Source organism: Actinokineospora spheciospongiae (assembly GCF_000564855.1).
Classification (GTDB): domain Bacteria; phylum Actinomycetota; class Actinomycetes; order Mycobacteriales; family Pseudonocardiaceae; genus Actinokineospora; species Actinokineospora spheciospongiae.
On sequence record NZ_AYXG01000149.1, the window covers coordinates 1 to 19,307 of the forward strand.

Annotated in this window: 21 protein-coding genes and 1 riboswitch; of the genes, 6 read left to right on the forward strand and 15 right to left on the reverse strand. The window is 74.2% G+C overall.

Annotation, left to right across the window (positions count from 1 at the left end; genetic code table 11):
- Nucleotides 1–315: 315 nt before the first annotated feature.
- Entirely contained in the window at nt 316–1,095 is a 780-nt protein-coding gene (locus tag UO65_RS20040; protein WP_035284902.1) for an SGNH/GDSL hydrolase family protein, read from the reverse strand.
- A 180-nt stretch (nt 1,096–1,275) separates the two neighbouring features.
- On the opposite strand from UO65_RS20040, the gene UO65_RS20045 reads away from it, so the two are divergent.
- Nucleotides 1,276–1,914 carry a DUF3159 domain-containing protein gene (locus UO65_RS20045; RefSeq protein WP_035284904.1) on the forward strand — a complete coding sequence of 213 codons (639 nt, stop codon included), beginning with the start codon at nt 1,276–1,278 and terminating at the stop codon, nt 1,912–1,914.
- On the opposite strand, the gene UO65_RS20050 is transcribed toward UO65_RS20045, so the two are convergent.
- The 3 genes from UO65_RS20050 to UO65_RS20060 all read right to left on the reverse strand — a co-directional run bounded on the left by UO65_RS20050 (nt 1,908) and on the right by UO65_RS20060 (nt 4,495).
- The gene (locus tag UO65_RS20050) at nt 1,908–2,810 is read right to left on the reverse strand and encodes an N-acetylglucosamine kinase (RefSeq protein ID WP_233427764.1); all 903 of its coding nucleotides are present in this window, start codon (nt 2,808–2,810) and stop codon (nt 1,908–1,910) included. The two genes, UO65_RS20045 and UO65_RS20050, sit on opposite strands and share 7 nt — an antisense overlap.
- 57 nt (nt 2,811–2,867) lie before the next feature.
- Nucleotides 2,868–3,374 (reverse strand): winged helix-turn-helix transcriptional regulator, encoded by a 507-nt coding sequence (locus UO65_RS20055; protein WP_035284906.1) that lies wholly within the window; start codon nt 3,372–3,374, stop codon nt 2,868–2,870.
- Between the two features lie 80 nt (nt 3,375–3,454).
- Nucleotides 3,455–4,495, reverse strand: coding sequence for an SIS domain-containing protein (locus UO65_RS20060; RefSeq protein ID WP_035284908.1), 1,041 nt, complete (start codon nt 4,493–4,495; stop codon nt 3,455–3,457).
- A gap of 146 nt (nt 4,496–4,641) precedes the next feature.
- Between UO65_RS20060 and UO65_RS20065 the strand changes: the two genes are divergently transcribed.
- Together UO65_RS20065 and UO65_RS20070 are read left to right on the forward strand one after the other, a co-directional pair.
- Nucleotides 4,642–5,394: a GntR family transcriptional regulator gene (locus tag UO65_RS20065; protein ID WP_035284910.1), complete on the forward strand. Its 753-nt coding sequence runs from the start codon at nt 4,642–4,644 to the stop codon at nt 5,392–5,394.
- Nucleotides 5,395–6,891 carry an MFS transporter gene (locus UO65_RS20070; protein ID WP_035284912.1) on the forward strand — a complete coding sequence of 499 codons (1,497 nt, stop codon included), beginning with the start codon at nt 5,395–5,397 and terminating at the stop codon, nt 6,889–6,891.
- An 18-nt stretch (nt 6,892–6,909) separates the two neighbouring features.
- Here the strand turns inward: UO65_RS20070 and UO65_RS20075 are convergent, their stop codons facing one another.
- From UO65_RS20075 to thiO, 4 genes are all read right to left on the reverse strand, one after another.
- Entirely contained in the window at nt 6,910–7,350 is a 441-nt protein-coding gene (locus tag UO65_RS20075) for a MarR family winged helix-turn-helix transcriptional regulator (RefSeq protein ID WP_035284913.1), read from the reverse strand.
- A 28-nt stretch (nt 7,351–7,378) separates the two neighbouring features.
- A complete protein-coding gene (gene thiG / locus UO65_RS20080) occupies nt 7,379–8,134 on the reverse strand; it encodes a thiazole synthase (protein WP_035284916.1) in 756 nt (251 codons plus the stop codon).
- 3 nt (nt 8,135–8,137) lie between these two features.
- On the reverse strand, nt 8,138–8,338 hold the full coding sequence (gene thiS / locus UO65_RS20085; RefSeq protein WP_035284918.1) for a sulfur carrier protein ThiS: 201 nt from the start codon (nt 8,336–8,338) through the stop codon (nt 8,138–8,140).
- Nucleotides 8,335–9,438, reverse strand: coding sequence for a glycine oxidase ThiO (thiO, locus tag UO65_RS20090; RefSeq protein WP_035284920.1), 1,104 nt, complete (start codon nt 9,436–9,438; stop codon nt 8,335–8,337). Before thiO ends, thiS begins: the two co-directional genes overlap by 4 nt.
- A riboswitch (TPP riboswitch) is annotated at nt 9,427–9,535 on the reverse strand. Its footprint overlaps the gene before it by 12 nt.
- Before the next feature lie 51 nt (nt 9,536–9,586).
- Between thiO and thiE the strand changes: the two genes are divergently transcribed.
- Nucleotides 9,587–10,264, forward strand: coding sequence for a thiamine phosphate synthase (gene thiE, locus UO65_RS20095; protein WP_035284922.1), 678 nt, complete (start codon nt 9,587–9,589; stop codon nt 10,262–10,264).
- Here thiE and UO65_RS20100 read toward each other — a convergent pair.
- On the reverse strand, nt 10,261–11,568 hold the full coding sequence (locus UO65_RS20100) for an APC family permease (RefSeq protein WP_052021398.1): 1,308 nt from the start codon (nt 11,566–11,568) through the stop codon (nt 10,261–10,263). The genes thiE and UO65_RS20100 overlap by 4 nt on opposite strands.
- Before the next feature lie 158 nt (nt 11,569–11,726).
- On the reverse strand, nt 11,727–12,476 hold the full coding sequence (locus tag UO65_RS20105; protein ID WP_052021399.1) for a hypothetical protein: 750 nt from the start codon (nt 12,474–12,476) through the stop codon (nt 11,727–11,729).
- Between the two features lie 133 nt (nt 12,477–12,609).
- Between UO65_RS20105 and UO65_RS20110 the strand changes: the two genes are divergently transcribed.
- Nucleotides 12,610–13,557, forward strand: coding sequence for a threonine ammonia-lyase (locus UO65_RS20110; protein WP_035284925.1), 948 nt, complete (start codon nt 12,610–12,612; stop codon nt 13,555–13,557).
- 4 nt (nt 13,558–13,561) lie between these two features.
- Here the strand turns inward: UO65_RS20110 and UO65_RS20115 are convergent, their stop codons facing one another.
- The 4 genes from UO65_RS20115 to UO65_RS20130 all read right to left on the reverse strand — a co-directional run bounded on the left by UO65_RS20115 (nt 13,562) and on the right by UO65_RS20130 (nt 17,871).
- Nucleotides 13,562–14,788, reverse strand: a complete 1,227-nt coding sequence (locus UO65_RS20115; RefSeq protein ID WP_035284926.1) for a glycosyltransferase — start codon at nt 14,786–14,788, stop codon at nt 13,562–13,564.
- Between the two features lie 55 nt (nt 14,789–14,843).
- On the reverse strand, nt 14,844–15,698 hold the full coding sequence (gene thiD, locus UO65_RS20120) for a bifunctional hydroxymethylpyrimidine kinase/phosphomethylpyrimidine kinase (protein WP_035284929.1): 855 nt from the start codon (nt 15,696–15,698) through the stop codon (nt 14,844–14,846).
- Nucleotides 15,699–15,700: 2 nt separating this feature from the next.
- Nucleotides 15,701–17,362, reverse strand: a complete 1,662-nt coding sequence (gene thiC / locus UO65_RS20125) for a phosphomethylpyrimidine synthase ThiC (RefSeq protein WP_035284932.1) — start codon at nt 17,360–17,362, stop codon at nt 15,701–15,703.
- Between the two features lie 278 nt (nt 17,363–17,640).
- Nucleotides 17,641–17,871, reverse strand: a complete 231-nt coding sequence (locus UO65_RS20130) for a hypothetical protein (RefSeq protein WP_035284936.1) — start codon at nt 17,869–17,871, stop codon at nt 17,641–17,643.
- A 167-nt stretch (nt 17,872–18,038) separates the two neighbouring features.
- Between UO65_RS20130 and UO65_RS20135 the strand changes: the two genes are divergently transcribed.
- On the forward strand, nt 18,039–18,674 hold the full coding sequence (locus tag UO65_RS20135; protein ID WP_035284939.1) for a hypothetical protein: 636 nt from the start codon (nt 18,039–18,041) through the stop codon (nt 18,672–18,674).
- Nucleotides 18,675–19,093: 419 nt separating this feature from the next.
- On the opposite strand, the gene UO65_RS38210 is transcribed toward UO65_RS20135, so the two are convergent.
- A partial coding sequence (locus tag UO65_RS38210) for a hypothetical protein (protein WP_233427765.1) occupies nt 19,094–19,307 on the reverse strand: 214 nt, incomplete at its 5' end.

A 19,307-nucleotide genomic window follows, 5' to 3' on the forward strand; every position in this document is an offset into this window, starting at 1 on the left:
CCCCGGCCAAACACATCCACCCACCCGGGCAGTTCGCTCGCCAGGCCGCCGGTTGCGGGGGAGGTCGGTTGGCCAGGCACATCCGCCCACCCGGGTATTCGCTCGCCGGGCCGCCGGTTTCGGGGTGGCCGGCTGGCCAGCGCATCCCCTCACCGGGCATTTGCTGGCCGGGCCGGTGGTTTGTGGGGTGGCCGGTTGTTGCTGTGCCGGTGGGTCGCCGGGTCGCCGGGTCGGCGGTATGGCGGGTGACCGGGGGCTGCGCCGGTGGGGGCGGGGCCTCCTGGGTGCCCGGGGAGACTCCACCCGGGGCTCGGATCACAGTGCGGCGCGGTCCACGGCGTAGGGCTGGAGGTCCGGGCGCTTGGGGGTCAGGCCGTCGCCTAGGGACTCGCCTCGGATTTGCCGGGCCACCCAGGGGAGCAGGTGCGTGGTGGTCCAGGTCAGGTCGTCCTGGCGCAACCGCAGCCACGGCTTCGCCACCTCGGCGGGCAGGGGTTCCCGCCAGTCCTCGTCCACCCGGACGCCGAGGACCTCGGCGGCGCGCAGGGCGATCCGCCGGTGGCCGTCGCTGGAGAAGTGCAGGCGGTCTTCGCACCAGGCCCGGCGGTCGTGCAGCACGTCCATCGACCACAGGTCCACGACCCGGGCTCCTCGGCGCTCCGCGATGGCGTGCAGGTGGCCGTTGTAGATGCCGACCTTCCCGCGGATGCGCCGCAGCAGCGGCTGCACCTTCGGGTCCGGGCCGGTGAACAGCAGCACCTCCGAACCGGCGGCGCGCAACCGGGCCACGGCGCCGTCGAACAGGGCGGCCACGTCGTCCACGTCGGTGCCGGGGGTGATCAGGTCGTTGCCGCCGCCGCAGATGGTGACCAGGTCCGGGGCGTTCTCCGCGGCCAGCGGCACCTGCTCGTCGACGATCTCCTGGAGCATCTTGCCGCGCACGGCGAGGTTGGCGTACTGGAAACCGGGGCGTTGCAGCGCCATCGCCTCGGCCAGCCGGTCCGCCCAGCCGACGTACGAGCCGTCGGCGCCCACGTCCCCCATCCCCTCGGTGAAGCTGTCCCCGATGGCGATCCAACTCGTCCACCCGTGCACGGCTGACCTCCCTCGCCGCTCAAACCCGTTGCCCATCCCAACCAACCGGCCAGTGTGCCTGAGCATTCCCGACCTACGCCACCGTCGGTCGGCCCAGCCTAGGGATTCGGCCGCCCGCCGACCACCCATTTCGGGGTGGCGGGACTTCCTGGCCCCGCACCGGTGCGGCAGTCTGGACCCGTGACAGCAGCCAGCGACTCCCTCGTCGACCTGCTCGGCGGCAAGCGAGGGGCGCTCGACGCCACCGCCCCACCGGTCGTCTTCGCCGCCGGGTGGCTGATTTCCGGGCAGTCCATCGCCTGGGGCGCGGCCGCCGCGGTCGTGGCGAGCGCCCTGCTGGCCGTGTGGCGGATGTCACGCGGCGAGAAGGTGACCGCGGTGCTCGGTGGACTGGCCGCCGTCGTCGTGGCGGCCCTCGTGGCGCTCTACACCGGACGCGCCGAGGACTTCTTCCTCATCCAGTTGTTGTCCAACACCGCCAGCAGCCTCGCCTGGGCGCTGAGCATCCTCATCCGCTGGCCGCTGCTCGGTGTGGTCGTGGGCCTGCTGCTGGGGCAGAAGGCCCGCTGGCGCCGCGACCCGGACCTGCTCCGCGCCTACGGCCGCGCCAGTTGGGTGTGGACGGCGCAGTACGCGCTGCGCACCGTCGTCTACGGGCTGCTGTGGTGGTCCGGGCAGGTGGTCGCGCTGACCGCGGCCAGGGTGGTGCTGTCGTGGCCGCTGCTGGCGCTGGTGGTGGCCGTGAGCGCGGTCGTGCTGCGGCGCGCGCTCCCGGCGGAGCACCCGGGGTTCCGCCACCCCCGGGTCCCCGATCAGTGACGGTGTTTCGGGTGCGGCTGCTCCCCGAACGCGGTCAGGGAGGCCAGCCACGCGGCACCGGCGGCGTTGTCGGTGGCCGTCTCCACGGTGTGCGCGGCCAGCAGTTCCCGCAACCGCGCCCCGATCGGGTTGTAGTGCGCGGCCACTGACCCGGCCAGCACGACCGGCCCCTCGACCCAGGCCGCCTCCGCTTCCGCGCACAGCGCCAACGCGGCCCGCTCCACGATGTCCGCGGCGACCGGGTCGTCGACGTGCGCGGTCACCAGCGGCGCGTAGGCCGCCAACCGGATCGGCGGCGCGGCGTTGCACGCGGTGATGAGCGGCCCGAAGTCGTCGACCCCGGCAGCGGCCAGCACCGCCTCCGCCAGCGGCCCCAGTGCCACCCCGGCCTGCAACGCCCGCAGCGTCGTGCGCACCGCCTCCCGCCCCAGCCAGAACGCCGACCCCTCGTCGCCCAGCAGCCACCCGAACCCGCCCGCGGTCGCCGCCCGCCGCCGACCCTCGATCCGCATGGCGATCGAGCCCGTCCCGGAGATCACCACGGTCCCCGCCTCGGCGTCGGTCCCGGCCACGAAGGCCACCTCGGCGTCGGTCACCACCACCGGCGGCTCGGTCAGCCCGGCCCCGGCGAAGGCCGCGTGGAACAACCCGGCCACCACCGGGTCGTTCACCAGCTTCGAGGTCCCCGCCATCCCCAGCACGCAGGCGCCCACCGGCCGCCCCCCGGCGGCGGCGGCGATCGCCTCCCCGACGTTCGCCGCGGCCACCTCGGGCGGGTGCGAGTTCGGGTTGGCCCCGCCCGAGGTGCCGCGCCCCACCACCGCCCCGGTGGCGTCCACGGCCACCGCCCGCGTCGCCGTCCCCCCGCCGTCCACCCCGACCGCCACGCCGCGCACGCGGACCTCCCGCAATCGACTGCTCCGTTTGGAGTAACATGGGCAGTGCCCGCTCCGTTAAACCCCCTCGACGGAGCGGGCACCCCTTTCCCGGAACGCCGCCGCCCGCTCGGGGGCCATCCCCGGTCCCGGTTCCACGGTCACCTCGCCCAGGGCCAGCCGCTCGTCGCATTCCGAGCACCGCACCGCCGCGTGCGCTTCCTGCCCGCAGCCGCGGTGCCGCAACACCATCGGGGCGCCCGACCCGCCGTCGAGCCACCGGTCGCCCCACCGCATGATCGCCGCCAGGGCGGGGAAGAAGTCGCGCCCCATCTCGGTCAGCGCGTACTCGTACCGGGTGGGCCGCTCCTGGTAGCGCACCCGTTCGAGCACCCCCGCCCTGGTCAGGCGCTCCAACCGCTCGGTGAGGGTGTTCCTGGCGATCCCCAGTTCCCCCTGGAACCGGTCGAACCGCCGGGTGCCCAGGTAGGCCTGCCGCAGCACCAGGAGCGTCCACTGGTCGCCGAGCAGGTCCATGGCCCGGGCCACCGAACAGGGCCACCGCGCGAACGACGTCCTCCGCATCCGGCCAGTCTAGGCAGCGGTGGGTGTCGCGCGGGAAAACTCGCCGCGCCGACCCCCTGGTGGGGCGCGACCCGCGCCCGCTACCTCGTCCGGGTGACCTTCCGCAGGCCCCTCGGCTGGTCCGGGTTCCCGCCGCGGGCCAGCGACAGCCCCAGCGCCAACTGCTGCACCGGCAGCACCTCCAGGATCGGGGCCACCTCCTCGGCGCACTCCGGGACCGCGATCCGCACCGCCGCCCCGGTCTCCCCGGCGGCGGACCCCACCGCCACGACCTCCGCCCCGCTGTCGCGAACGGCGTCGAGCACCGGCCGCAGCGCCGCGCCGCCCGCCCCCCGGCTGGTGATCGCCAGCACCGCCGTGTCCGCGTCCACGGCGGCGACCGGGCCGTGCAGGAGGTCCGCCCCGCTGTAGGACCGCGCCGACAGGTAGCTCGTCTCGGCCAGCTTCAGCGCGGCTTCCGCGGCGGTGGCCGAGGAGTACCCGCGCCCGGTCGTCACCATCCGGTCGACGAACCGCAACCGGCCGACGGCCTCGGCCACCGGCCCGGCCGAGTCCGCCAGGGTCTTCTCGGCCAGCGCGCCCAGGTCGGCGACCGCCTCCCCGTTCCCGCCGCGGACCGCGTCGACCAACCGGTAGAGGGCGAGCAGCGTCGCGCTGTAGGTCTTCGTGGCCGCCACGGCCAGTTCGGCGCCCGCCCCGATGTCCACCGACAACTCGGCCGCCTCCGCCAGCGGCGACCCCGGCGTGTTGGTCACGGCCACCGTCAGCGCGCCCTGCTCGCGCGCCGACCGGGTGGCCTCGACCAGGTCGGGCGACCCGCCGCTCTGGCTCACCGTGACGTAGAGGACGCCGGACAGGTCCGGGCGGGCGCCGTAGAGGGTGGTGGTGGAGGGGGAGACCAGCCCGGAGGGGAGTCGCAGCAGGACCTCCGCCAGGTACTTGGCGTAGAGGGCGGCGTGGTCGCTGGACCCCCGGGCGGCGAACAGCGCGAACCGGGGCGCGGCGGCGGTCACCCTGGCGGCGACCCCGGCCACCCCGTCGCGGCGGGCGACGGCCGCGGCGAGCACCGCGGGCTGTTCGGCGATCTCGGCGCGCATCAGCCGACCGGGCTCGTCCACCATCAGATCGCTCCTCATGCCTCGATAAGGTCTAGACCAATACTACCAGCTCGACCGCTCCGGACGCGCGGATTTCACGGGGTGTGATCGCGGGGGGCGCACCCGGCAGGGCATTCTGTAACCGGGACAAGAGGTCAGGAGGGGACGCCATGCTCGAGATGTCGACGGCCGATGGGTCGGACGCGGTGGCGCGGGTGCAGCGGGAACCGAAGTACTGGGGGCTCAAGCGGCACCTGCTCGACCTGCTCGGCTCCCTGCCACCCGGCTCGCCGATCCCCACCGAGCGGTCGCTGGCCACCGAGTTCGACGTCTCCCGCACCACCGTCCGCCAGGCCCTTGCCGAGCTGACCGTCGAGGGCCGCCTGCTGCGCGTGCAGGGCAAGGGCACCTTCGCCGCCGAGCCGAAGGTGGCCCAGCGGCTGCAACTGTCCTCCTACACCGAGGACATGCGCGCGCAGGGCCGCGAGCCGTCGTCGAAGCTGCTGGAGGTTTCGGAGATCCCGGCGGAGGCCGACCTGGCCCGGCTGCTCAACATCCGCGCGGGCGCCAAGGTGCTGCGGCTGCACCGGCTGCGGCTGGCCGACGACGAGCCGATGGCCGTGGAGACCACCCACCTGCCGCTGGGCCGCTTCCGCGGCCTGCGCCGCCACGTCAGCGGCGGCGGCTCGCTCTACCAGGTGCTGCGCGAGCGCTTCGACGTCGAGATGGGCCACGCCGAGGAGACGATCGAGACCGCGCTGGCCGGACCGCACGAGGCCGACCTGCTCGGGGCCGACGTGGGGATGCCGATGCTGCTGCTGTCGCGGCACTCCTTCGACACCGAGGAGCGACCGGTCGAGTGGGTGCGGTCGGTCTACCGCGGCGACCGGTACAAGTTCGTCGCCACGCTGAACCGACCCTGAGTGGACACCGACGTCCGGTGGGGCACCGGCGCTGCGCGCGGGGTGCTGGCCACCACGATCCTCGGCTCCGGCATGGCCATGCTCGACGGCAGCGTGGTCAACGTGGCGCTGCCGCGCATCGGCGCCGAGCTGGGCGCCTCGGTGGCGGGGTTGCAGTGGATTCTCGACGGGTACCTGCTCGCCCTGGCCTCGCTGATCCTCGTCGCGGGCTCCCTGGGTGACCGCTACGGCAGGCGGCGGGTGTTCCTCGTCGGCGTCGTCTGGTTCGGCGTCGCCTCGGTGCTGTGCGGGTTCGCCCAGAGCACGGAGGTGCTGGTCGCCGCGCGCGTGCTGCAAGGTGTCGGCGGGGCCCTGCTGACCCCGGGTTCGCTGGCGATCCTGCAATCGGTGTTCCACCGGGAGGACCGGGCCAGGGCCATCGGCGCCTGGTCCGGGCTCGGCGGGATCGCCGCGGCGGCCGGACCGCTGGTGGGCGGGCTGCTGGTGCAGGTGTGGTCGTGGCGGCTGGCGTTCCTGATCAACATCCCGGTGGCCGCCGTGTGCGTGTGGTCGGCGCTGCGGTTCGTCCCGGAGACCCGCGACGCCGAGGTCACCGGCCACCCGGACGTCGCCGGGTCGGTGCTGGGGGCGCTGGGCCTGGCCGGGATCACCGCCGCCCTGGTCGAGGCCCCCGTCCGCGGGGTCGACTGGCTGGTGGTGTCCGCGGGCGCGGCCGGGGTGCTCGCGCTGGTGTCGTTCGTGCTGCTCCAGCGGCGCGGCCGGGACCCGCTGGTGCCGCCGGGGCTGTTCGCCGACCGCACCTTCGTGATCGCCAACGCGCTGACGCTGGTGGTCTACGCGGCGCTGGGCGGGGTGCTGATGCTGATGGTGCTGCAACTGCAGACCTCGCTCGGGTACGCGCCCACCGCCGCCGGGGTCGCCGGGCTGCCGATCACGATCATCATGCTGCTGCTCTCGGCCCGCAGCGGGCGGCTGGCCTCCCGGTTCGGGCCGCGGTGGTTCCTGGTCGTCGGGCCGCTGCTGGTCGCCACCGGGATGCTGCTGATGCTGCGCATCGTGCCGGGGGCCTCCTACGTGGGCGCGGTACTGCCCGCCGTGGTGGTGTTCGGGCTGGGGCTGGCGGTCGTCGTCGCCCCGGTCACCGCCACCGTGCTGGCGGCCGCGCCCGACCGGTACGCCGGGGTGGCCTCCGGGGTCAACAACGCCATCGCCCGCACGGGGAACCTGCTGGCCGTGGCGGTGCTGCCCGCCGCGGCCGGGCTCACCGGCGCGGCGTACCGGGACCCCGCCGCGCTGACCTCCGGGTGGCGCGCGGCGCTGGTGATCTGCGCGGCCCTCGCCGCGGGCGGCGGCCTGCTGGCACTGGGCGTGCGGGGCAACGTGCTGGCCGAACCCGAACCGCCCGCCCCGGCGGACGCCCCGCACCCGGGGGACTGCCTGCACTGCTCGGTCGACTCGCCGCCGACCCACGTCATCCCGTCCCGGACGGGTGACTGACCGTCGGCTGACCGGCCGCTACTGGGCGTCCGGGGTGCCGACCAGCAGGGCCTCCAGGACCGGGATGGACTTGATCAGCAGCTCGCGGTCGGCGGGCGGGAGGCCGTCGAGGCGGCGGCTCAGCTCCTGCATCCGGGTGCTGCGCACGCTGGAGACGACCCGCTCGCCCTCCTCGGTGGCGGTGACCAGCCAGGCCCGGCGGTCGGCCGGGTCCGGTTCGCGGTTGACGTAACCGGAGTCGACCAGGCCCGCGACGATGCGGGACATGGTCGGGGCGGCCACGCCCTCCTTCGCCGCCAGGTCGCCGAGGCGGAGGGTGCCCGCCCCGGACAGCGTGGAGAGCGCCGAGATCGAGCCGTGGCCCATGCCGGTGCTGCCCGAGCGGCGCAGTGAGCGCGACAACCGGCCGATGGCCAGGTACAGGCGGGCGGGGACGTCACCGTCAGCCGAAGTCGTCATACCTCATTGTGCCCAGGGCGGGCGCGGGTCAACGCGGAGGGCTGGACGCCTGGGCCCAGAACCGCCGCGGGATGCGGCCCGCCGACCTGGCCAGCCTGCCCGCGGTGACCGCCGCGCGCATCGCGGTGGCCATCTTCTCCGGGTCGCCCGCGCGGGTGACGGCCGTGGCCAGCAGCACCGCGGCGCAGCCCAGTTCCATGGCCAGGGCCGCGTCGGAGGCGGTGCCGACCCCCGCGTCCAGGACCACCGGGACGCCCGCGCGGGTGGTGATCAGCTCGATGTTGTGCGGGTTGTTGATCCCCAGGCCGGTGCCGATCGGCGAGCCCAGCGGCATGACCGCGGCGCAGCCCGCCTGCTCCAGGCGCAGGGCCAGCACCGGGTCGTCGTTGGTGTAGGGCAGCACCACGAAACCGTCGTCGACGAGCTGGGTGGCGGCGTCGAGCAGTTCCACCGGGTCGGGCAGCAGGGTGCGGTCGTCGGCCACCACCTCCAACTTCACCCAGTTCGTCCCCAGGGCCTCGCGGGCCAGGCGGGCGGTGAGCACGGCCTCGGCGGCGGTGCGGCAGCCCGCGGTGTTCGGCAGCGGGTCGATGCCCAGCTTCCGCAGCAGCTCCAGCACGCCGGAGCCGCCCGCGGTGTCCACCCGGCGCAGCGACACCGTGGTCAGCTCGGTGCCGGAGGCCACCAGCGCCCGCTCCAGGACCGCCAGGTTCGCGGCGCCGCCGGTGCCGGTGATCAGCCGCGAGGAGTACTCGCGGTCGGCGATGACCAGGGGGTCGTCCACGGCTCAGCCCCCCTGCACGGCGGTGAGGACTTCCAGCCGGGCCCACGCGGGCACCACCGTGGCGGCGTGGGCGTTGCGGGGGACCACCTGGCCGTTGAGCGCCACCGCGGTCCCCGAGGTGGGCAGCGCGAGGGCGGCCAGCACGTCGGCCACGGTCGCGCCGTCGGGGACCTCTCGTTCGGTTCCGTTGACCTCGATCGTCATGTCGCTCCAGGGAATCGGGACGGGGCCGCGGCCAGCACGTGGTCGGGCGGGGTGTCGCCGCGCAGCAGGGCCACCACGGCGTCGGCGGTGACCGGCGCCATCAGCACGCCGTTGCGGTGGTGCCCGGTGGCGACCAGCACCCCGGGGCCCAGGCGGCCGAGCAGCGGCAGGTTGTCCGGGCTGCCCGCGCGCAGCCCCGCCACCGCCTCCACCAGGGCGTACTCGCGCACGCCCGGCAGCACCCGCTCGGCGTCGGTCAGCAGGTCGCGCACCCCCGCCACGGTGACCTCGGTGTCGTGGCCGACCTCGTGCTGGGTGGCGCCGACGACGAGTTCGCCGCCGTCGCGGGGGACGAGGTAGACCGGGCGGGACTCGACGTGCGCGCGCAGCGTCCTGGTGGGCGGGGGCAGCGCGCTCGGCCGCGACCGCAGCCGCAGGACCTCGCCCTTGACCGGGCGGACCAGGGTGTCCAGGGCGGGGTGCAGGGCGCGGCTCCAGGCGCCCGCGGCGATCACCGCCTCGTCGCACTCCACTGTGGAGCCGTCGGCGAGTTCGACACCGCCGTCGCGCACCGACACCGCCCGACCGGTGTGGAAACCCACACCCTCGGCGGTGGCCTGGGCCGCCAGCGAGCGCAGCAGCCGCCTGCTGTCGACGGACAGGTCACCGGGGACCAGCAGTCCACTTCGGACCGGCGAGGTGCCCGGTTCCAGCTCGCGGACCTGCCGCGCGGTGAGCCGCCGCACCTCCCGCCCCAGCGAGGAAAGGAAGTCGGCCAACCGGCGCTGGTCCTCGGCGTCGGCGGCGTCCAGCGCCAGGGCGAGGGTGCCCTCGCGGCGCAGGCCGGGCGGGTCGGCCAGGTCGGCGGCGAAACCGGGCCACCGGGCCAGCGACTCGGCGCCGAAGGCGAGCACGTGCTCCTCGCCCAGCCACGCCTCGGTGACCGGGGCCAACATGCCCGCCGCCACCCAGGAGCCCCCACCGCGCACCGGGGTGGGGTCGATCACGGTGACCCGCCTGCCGGTGGCGGCCACCCGCCAGGCGGTGGCCAGGCCGATGACACCGCCACCCACGACGGCGATCCGCTGCACGTTCCTCATCACGCTCCCTGCGCCGGCATGACCCGGATCAGGTTCGACGGTCGGAGCGCGTTGTGCTCCCTCTCAGCCCGTTGTCCGGACTCCCGTGCGACCGGCCTCCACCGTAGCGCAGACCCGCCCGGGCGGCCCAGGGGATAGCGTCGGTGCCATGCCGGGACTTGACGGGGACCAGATCAGGCGCAGGCTCGCCGACGCGCGGCTCTACCTGTGCACGGACGCGCGGACCGAACGCGGCGACCTCGCCGACTTCGTGGACGCGGCGCTGGCGGGCGGTGTCGACGTCGTCCAACTGCGGGACAAGGGGATGGAAGCGGGGCCCGAGCTGCGGGCCCTCGCCGTGATCGCGGAACTGTGCGCCGCCCACGGGGCGCTGCTGGCGGTGAACGACCGGGCGGACGTGGCGCTGGCCGCCGGGGCCGACGTGCTGCACCTGGGGCAGGACGACCTGCCGGTGTCGGCGGCCCGGCGGGTGGTGGGGGACGAGGTGGTGATCGGGCGGTCCACGCACGACTTCGGGCAGGCCGTGGCCGCCGCGCACGAGGCCGGGGTGGACTACTTCTGCACCGGGCCGTGCTGGCCCACGCCGACGAAACCCGGTCGGACCGCGCCGGGGTTGGAGCTGGTCCGGGCCACCGCCGAGGCTGGGCCGTCGCGGCCCTGGTTCGCGATCGGGGGGATCGACCTGGAGCGGTTGCCCAGGGTCGTGGAGGCCGGGGCCTCTCGGGTTGTGGTGGTGCGGGCGATCACGGAATCCTCCGACCCGAAGGGAGCCGCCGAATTGCTCTCGGGTGCTCTGCGCGGTTCGCCCCCCGACCCGGGGCACTAGGCCTCGGACGTGGCGGGCTCGGTGCGGCGGGCGCGGAGAGCGTTCGCCAGGGCCAGGAGGCCGCCCAGGGCCAGGAGGACGGCCCCGCGCAGCCAGACCGCCGCCCCGATCTGGGTGAACAGCAGCAGGCAGGAGGCCAGGCCGAGCCAGGGGACAGCGGTCCAGACGCGGAAGTGGGGGATGTCGTCGGGGCGGCGGCGCAGGGCGAGGACGGCGGCGTTGGTGGCGGTGAAGACGACCAGCAGCAGGAGCACGAGGGTTTCGGCGAGGGCGGACACGCCGCCGGTGAGGGCCAGCAGCAGCGACAGCGCCGAGGTGGCGAGCACGGCCACCCACGGGGTGCGGCGGCCGGGGAGCACGCGCGACAGGACGGGCGGGAGCAGGCCGTCGCGGGACATGCCGTAGGCCAGGCGCGACGACATGATGCCCGTGAGCAGGGCGCCGTTGGCGACGGCGACCAGCGCGACCGCGGCGAACAGCCAGGGCGGCACCGCGCCCGCCGCCCGCACGACCTCCAGCAGCGGCCCGTCGGAGCCCGCCAGCACGTCGGTCGGGACGGCGGCGCCCGCGACCAGGCCGACGAGCAGGTACACCACCCCGGCGGTCAGCAGGGCGCCGAACAGGGCGCGGGGGTAGGAGCGCCGGGGGTCGCGGACCTCCTCGGCCAGGTTCACCGAGGTCTCGAACCCGACGAACGAGTAGAACGCCAGGACCGCACCCGCCAGCGTCGCGCCCACGACACCGTTCTCCGGCGTGCCGACCTCGGCCAGTTGCCCCGGGTCGCCGTCGCCGCGCAGGACGACCCAGAGGCCGAGGCCGACGATGAGCAGCAGCCCGCCCACCTCGACCGCGGTCGCCACCGCGTTCGCGCCGAGGGATTCCCTGACGCCGCGGATGTTGAGCGCCGCCAGGGCCGCCAGGAAGACCACCACCACCGGCAGCACCGGCGCCGACACGAGTTCTCGCAGGTAGTCGCCCGCGAACGCCCTGGCCAGCGCGGCGACGGACACCACCCCGGCGGCCAGCATGCAGAAGCCGACCACCGACCCGGCGGCCCGCCCGAACGCCTCGGTGGCGTAGTGGGCCGACCCCCCGGCCCGCGGGTACTTGGTCGCCAGCTCCGCGTAGGACGCCGCCGTGAGCGCCGCCAGGCCCAGCGCGACGATGAGCGGCAGCCACACCGCGCCCCCGGACTCGGCCGCGACCTCGCCGACCAGGACGTACACGCCTGCGCCGAGGATGTCGCCCAGGATGAAGAAGTACAGCAGGGGCGTGCCCACAGCCCGCCGCAACGAGGTCGCCATACCCGTTCCAGTACCCGCTGCGGCCCGCTCCCACCCGCCGATCCACGCAGGACCGCGGTGGGGGCCCGCGCGCACGCCGCCGGGTCTGTCGGCAGGCGGGCCACCCCGGCAGGCGAGAGCCCCAGCCCGCACCGTGCGGGCTGGGGCTCTTGTCCGCTCTACGGCGTCGGGGTGGCCGAGGGGGCCTGGGTGGTCGTCGTGGTGGGGACCGACCGGGTGGTCGTGGTGGTCGTGGTCTGTTCCGGGGTCGATTCCTGGGTGGTCGGGGTTTCGCTTCCCGAGGTCGTGCCCGTGGTGGTGGTGGGCTCGTCGGTGCCCGTGTTCGTGGGCTCTGTCGTGGCCGCCGGTGGGGTGGTGATCACCACCGTGGTCGTCGTGGTCTTGTCGGTGCTGCCGGTCTTGCCGGAGACCAAGCTGCCCACGGTCGTGCTCCCGCCGCCGGACAGCGGTTCCCCCCGCACCCACTCCAGGCCGGTGACCACCGCCATGCCCATGGCGAACACCAGCAGGCCGCCCGCGACCAGCACCAGGGGCTTGCGCCAGGGGCGGGGGGTCGCAGGCGGGCGGGTCTCGACCACGACCTCCTCGGTGTGGTCGACCTCGTCGCCGGTGGCCTGGACTTCGTCCGGGGTTTCCGCCGGGTCCTGCTCCGGTGGGGTGCTCACGGTGATGACGCTGCCCCGGCCGGTGACGCGGGCGGTGACCGTGCGGACGCCCTCCCTCGTGCGCTCCAGCGACTTGAGGTAGACGGCGCCGCCGACGGTGCTGATGATGCTGGCCACGGCCGCTCCGAGGACCGTGCCCGCCACGCCCAGTGTCGAGCCGAGCACGGCGGCGGTGGCCGCCGCCAGCGCCGCGGCGAGTACCTGGGCGGGCTTGATGCCCTGCTTGTCCTCCTGCTTGCTCATGCCTTCCGTTCCAACGTTGATTTCACCTGTCCGGGGGGTGGACGTGCGGCAGCCGGGAAAGGTTGGCGGAAAGTGAGCACCGCTACACTCCTGTGTCCACTGTGGACTTACATTGGTAGGGCAGACTGTAGGGGTGGAACTGGTCTCCGTCGACGCCATCGAAGCCGCCGCCGACCGCATCGCGGGGGTGGCCGTGCGCACTCCCCTGCTGCCCTGCCCGTGGGCCGACCCGGACCGTCCACTGTGGCTCAAACCGGAGAACCTCCAGCCCATCGGGGCGTTCAAGATCCGGGGGGCGTTCAACGCCATCGCCAGGTTGGACGACGCGCGGCGGGGTCGGGGTGTGGTGGCCTACTCCAGCGGCAACCACGCCCAGGCCGTCGCCTACGCCGCCAAGGTGTTCGGGATCGAGGCGTGGATCGTCGTCCCCGTCGACACGCCCTCGGTCAAGGTCGAGGCGACCCGGGCGCACGGGGCCGAGGTGATCCTGTCGGCGGTGGGGGAGCGGGAGGTGGTCGCGGCCGAGGTCGTGCAGCGGACCGGGGCGACGCTGATCCCGCCGTTCGACCACGTCGACGTGATCGCCGGGCAGGGGACGATCGGGCTGGAGATCGTCGCCGACCTGGCCGCCGACCTGGTGCTCGTACCGGTCAGCGGGGGTGGGCTGATCTCCGGGGTCGCCGTCGCGATCAAGGCGAAGTCGCCGTCGACGCAGGTGTGGGCGGTGGAGCCGGAGTTGGCCGCCGACACCGCCGCCAGCCTGGCGGCGGGGGAGTTGACCCCGTGGTCGGTGGCCGACCGTAATCGGACCATCGCCGACGGGCTGCGCAGCCAGCCGTCGGCGCTGACCTTCGCCCACCAGCGCTCGCTGGTGGACGGGATCGTGACCGTCGGCGAGGACGAGATCCGGCAGGCCGTGACGACCATCGCCCGCAACGCCCGGCTCATCGCCGAGCCCAGCGGGGCGGTGGCCACGGCCGCCTACCTGTTCCACGGCGACGAGCTGCCGCGCGGCAAGACCGTCGCCGTCATCTCCGGCGGGAACATGGACCCCGAGCTGGCCAGGGAACTGCTGGTCTGAGGGGTCAGCGGACCACGGACTCCAGGACCTCGACCGCCGTCGCCACCCCGTCCTCGGCGGCCAGCTCCGCCGCCAGCTCCCGCGCCCGGGGTGCGCGGGTCAAGGCGGTGCGCAGGGCTTCGGCCAGCTCGGGGCCGGTGACGCGGTCCCGGGTGGCGGTGACCGCGCCCACCGACAGCTCCACCACCTGGCGGCCCCAGAAGAACTGGTCGGCGAAGAACGGCACCACCACCGACGGGATGCCCGCGCGCAGCGCCGCCGCCGTGGTGCCCGCGCCGCCGTGGTGCACGGCCGCCCGGACCCGGGGGAACAGCCACCAGTGCGGCACGTCGTCGATGGTCAGGGTGTCCTCGGCGGTGGCGCTGAGCCCGGCCCAGCCGGTGTGCAGGACGGCGCGCAGGCCGTTGGCCCTGGCGGCGGAGAGCAGCAGCTCCGCCGTCTCCCCGGGGCTGCCGCCGGACGCGCTGCCGAAGCCCAGGTAGACCGGCGGGGGACCGGCCGCCAGGAAGTCCACCAGCTCCTGCGGCGGGGTGTAGGCGCCGGGCTCGGTGAACCAGTAGCCGGTGACGTGGTCGTCCGCGCGCCAGTCGGCGGGCGGCGGGACGACCGCGGGGCTGAAGCCATAGAGGCGGGCGGGGGCGCCGGTGGGCCAGCGCGACAGCGGGCGACGGGGCAGCGGGGGCATGCCCAGGACGGCGCGGCGGGTGTCCAGCAGGGGGCGGAACGCCCGCCAGGGCAGGGACTCCGCGATGCGCCAGGTCAGGCGGTTCAGCGCGGCGGGGACGGCGCTGGGCATGGCGACCATGGGGAACTCGCGGGTGGGGCTGTTGGGGAACAGGTGCGCCGCCACCGAGGGCACGCCGAGCCGCTCGGCGATGGTGATGCCGAACACGGCCATGGTGTGGTGGACCACCAGGTCGGCGCCCGCGCACGCCTCCTCGGCCGCCGGGTGCGCCTCCAGCAGCGCGGGGCCGATCACCGCGCGCATCCGCTCGATCAGCCGGAACGGGTTGCGCTCGGCCATCAGGGCCTGGCCCTCGGGACCGGCCAGCACCGCCCTGGAGTTCCCGGGCAGCAGGGCGAACGGGATGCCCGCGCCGGTGACCATCGGCTCGAACTCGGCCAGGGTGGCGATCACCGGGTCGTGCCCGGCCGCCAGCAGACCCCGGGACAGGGCCAGGAACGGTTCGACGTCACCGCGCGAACCGACGGTCAGGATGGTCACCCTCATGCGCCGGGAGGCTACCGGTGATCAACCGGAAAAAGTGGCCCTGTCCTGGGGATTGTCAGCCTGTGATGGACCCGGGGGTCAGGAATTCCGCCGCGTCCGGCAGCCGCCACAGCGGCGACACCGGGCCCACGCCCGCGCCGACCGGGTACGCGCCGCGCACCGACTCGACGATGAACGCCTTGCCCGCGCGCACCGCCGACACCACGTCCGCCCCCTTGGCCAGCGCCGAGGTGATCGACGACGCCAGCGTGTCGCCGCTGCCGTGGGTGTGCTCGGTGTCGAAGCGGGGCCCCACGAACTCGGTGAACTCCGAACCGTCGTAGAGCAGGTCCAGGCACTCCGGGTCACCCCACAGGTGCCCGCCCTTGACCAGGACCCACTGCGGGCCGTGGTCGAACAGGGCCTTCGCCGCGTCCCGCTGCTGGGCGCGGGTCGTCACGTCCAGGCCGGTGAACAGGCGGACCTCGTCGAGGTTCGGGGTGATCAGGGTCGCCCGGGGGAACAGCTCCGTGCGGTAGGAGTCCAGCGCGGCCTCGTGCAGCAGCGGGTCGCCGTGCATGGAGGCCGCGACCGGGTCGACCACGAACGGGATGTCACCCGCCCGGCCGATGCCGACCCGGTCGCAGGCGCCCGCCACCGCGGCGATGATCTCCGCGGTGGCGAGCATCCCGGTCTTGGCCGCCTGGACGCCGATGTCGGTGACCACGCTCTCGACCTGCGCGGCCACCACCTCCGGCGGGATCGTGTGCACGCCGGTCACGCCGAGGGAGTTCTGCACGGTGACCGCGGTGACCGCGGTCGTGCCGTGCACCCCGCAGGCGAAGAAGGTCCGCAGGTCGGCCTGCAACCCGGCGCACCCGCCGGAGTCCGAGCCCGCGATCGTCAGCGTCCGTGGCGGTGTCCGCATCATCGCTACCCGTTGCTCGCAGGGCTGGTCACGACCGGAAGGTACACCTGCTTGCCGTGGTCGACGAACTCGCCGGACTTCTCCGCCATGCCCGCCTCCAGCGCTTCCACAGAGGACATGCCGTGCTCCTCGGCGTACCTGCGCACGTCCTGGGTGATCCGCATCGAGCAGAACTTCGGCCCGCACATCGAGCAGAAGTGCGCCGTCTTCGCGGGCTCGGCGGGCAGCGTCTCGTCGTGGAACGACTTGGCGGTGTCCGGGTCCAAGGACAGGTTGAACTGGTCGGTCCAGCGGAACTCGAACCGGGCCCTCGACAGCGCGTCGTCGCGCTCCTGGGCCTTGGGGTGGCCCTTGGCCAGGTCGGCGGCGTGCGCGGCGATCTTGTAGGTGATCACCCCGGTCTTCACGTCGTCGCGGTCGGGCAGGCCCAGGTGCTCCTTCGGGGTGACGTAGCAGAGCATGGCCGTGCCCAGCCAGCCGATCTGCGCCGCCCCGATGGCCGAGGTGATGTGGTCGTAGCCGGGGGCGATGTCCGTCGCGAGTGGACCGAGGGTGTAGAACGGCGCCTCACCGCACAGTTCCTCTTCGAGTCGCACGTTCTCGGCGATCTTGTGCATCGGCACGTGGCCGGGGCCCTCGATCATCACCTGCACGTCCTTGGCCCGCGCGATGTGCGTCAGCTCACCCAGCGTGCGCAGCTCGGCGAACTGCGCCTCGTCGTTGGCGTCGGCGATCGACCCGGGCCGCAGCCCGTCGCCGAGGGAGAACGTCACGTCGTAGGCGCGCAGGATGTCGCACAGCTCCTCGAAGTGCGTGTAGAGGAAGCTCTCCCGGTGGTGCGCCAGGCACCACGCGGCCATGATCGACCCACCGCGCGAGACGATGCCGGTGACCCGCTTCGCGGTGAGCGGCACGTACCGCAGCAGCACGCCCGCGTGCACGGTCATGTAGTCCACGCCCTGCTCGCACTGCTCGAGCACGGTGTCGCGGTAGACCTCCCAGGACAGCTTGGTCGGGTCGCCGTCGACCTTCTCCAGCGCCTGGTAGATCGGCACGGTGCCGACCGGGACGGGGGAGTTGCGCAGCAGCCACTCCCGGGTCTCGTGGATGCGCTTGCCGGTGGACAGGTCCATGATCGTGTCCGCGCCCCACCGGGTCGCCCACACCATCTTGTCCACCTCGTCCTCGATGGAGGAGGACACGGCGGAGTTGCCGATGTTCGCGTTGATCTTCACCAGGAACTTCTTCCCGATGATCGCGGGCTCGGACTCCGGGTGGCACCGGTTGACCGGGATCACCGCCCGCCCGATCGCCACCTCGTCCCGCACGAACTCCGGGGCGACCCCCTCGCGGGCCGCGCAGAACCGCATCTCCTTGGTGATGACCCCCGCCTTGGCGTACGCCAACTGGGTGACGGCGCCGCCCACGGGGTCGAGCCCCCAGTCCTGGCGGAGCCTGGCGAGTCCTGTGTGGACGTCGATGGTGGCGTGCTCGTCGGTGTACGGGCCGGAGGTGTCGTACAGGTCCAGGTGCTCGCCGTTGCTGAGCGCCACCCGCCGCTCCGGGACCCGCAGGCCCTCGCCCGCGTCCCGGTAGACCTTGCCGGAGCCCGAGATGGGGCCGGTGGTCACCGATGGGCGCACGGAACGGTCGTCAAGCGTGGTCACGAGAATCCTCCCTACGCCGGCATTACCCGGTCAGGTTCATCGGTCGGCGGCACCGGGTCCGTGGAATGGACACCAGCCGCCCTCTCAGCCCGCCATGGCGCGAGCTCCCGCGGTTTCGGTATTCGGTTGTCGCCCCGACCCTAGCCGGCGCCCGGTTCCGTGCCAACCCGCCCGACGGGTTGTTCACGTCGCGGCCGGGGACCGCGACGGAAAAAAGGTGCTGCTCCCCGGTCGAGGCGACCGGGGAGCAGCACCTCGGGTGCGGACTCGGGTTCAGCTCAGAGCGAGAGGACGAACAGGTCCCACTCGGTGTGCCCCTTGTCCCAGGTGCAGTACGCGGCGAGGTCGGCCCCGCTGCGGATCTCGTCCGCGGCGCGCTCGCAGTCGGCCTGCCGCTGGTAGCTGCGGATGTACTCCGGGTTCCCCGCGGAAGCGGTGCCCGCCGCGAACCCGAGGAGTGAACCGGCGATGACGGTGACGGCGCCAAGACGCCCCAGTGCCTTCTTCATGCCGTGATCTTTTCACGGCACCGGGGTGCCGTGGGCGAGAATCAGACAGAACGGTGGTCAGTGCCCGCAGGGCGAGGTCGACCCCGGGTTCGCGGGGAGGCGGTGACCCTCCCGACGGTTCGCGGAGATCATCGTCCGGACGGCCTCCCGCGCACTAGGGTTTGGCCATGGCCCAGCCGTACCCGCCCGGCGCCCGACTCCTGGGACGCCCCGCCCTGGCCAAGCCCTGCTCGGCGTGCGGCGACCTCGTCGGCCGCGGGTACCCGGACTGCCCCAACTGCGCCGAGCGGGTCGACGCCTACTGGCTGGCGGACTGGGGCGCCCTCCTGTCCGGCAACGGCGTCGCCGAGGGCACCCCGGAGGAACGGGAACTGGCCACCCTGGTCCTCGCCGACGAACCCGGCTCCCACCCCTGGACCTGCGACGACTGGGCGATGCGGCGCACCCCGTGCCCGGAGTGCCGGGCCGAACTGGGCTCCGGCGCCCTCGACTGCCTGGTCTGCGCCAGCGCCGACCAGGCCCGTTGGGCCTGGGACCACACGGCCCCACCGGCCGCCATGCGCCCCGACGAGCACAGCCTCCGCCTCGCGGTCGCCTGCCTCCGCAGCGCCGAACGCCGCCGCCCCGGCATCGTCGGCTTCTGGCGCCTGGCCCTGCCCTTCCTCCTGGTCGGCGAGAACCCGACCCGCGCCCAGGCCCGCCGCATCCGCACCTACCTGATGGCAGGCCGAGAAGACGAACTCTCCGCCGCCGACGGCATCGCCGCCATGGCCTCCTTACCCCCGCTCCCCTGGCGCACCTGACGCGCGGGACCACCCCGGGCCGACCACCCGCACACCACAGGCCCGCCCACCACACCGCCCCGAACACCCTGGCCGCAGCGGCCACCCGCCCACCGGCCACCCGACCCCCACCGGGCCCAGCCGCCCACCACCCTGACAACCGGTAGCCTGACAGCCAGTCGCCCCCCCGGGCGCAGCGGCCCAGCCCCCTGCCACTCGCTGGCCCGACGGCCCGGCAGCCGGAACCCCACCGAGGCGCAGCGCGGCCGCCCCACCAACACACCGCCAGCCTGGCGACGAGCCCCCGGACCTCGTCGTGAGTAGCCAGCGACCACCCCACCACCCGCCAGCCCGCCGGGCCACCCGCCACATCGGACCCACCGTGCGCAGCCGATGACCACCCCACCAGCCGCCGGTCAGCGGCCTGCCACTCCGAGCCGTCAGCGGCGCAGCCGCCGACCACCCCACCAACCACCAGCCGGGCGGCCCGCCACGCCGAACCCGCAGCGGCGCAGCCGCTGACCACCCCACCAACCACCGGCCGGGCGGCCCGCCACGCCGAACCCCACCGGGCGCAGCCGCCGACCACCCCACCAACCACCGGCCTGGCGGCCCGCCACCCGAACCTCACAGTGCGCAGCCAGCGACCACCCC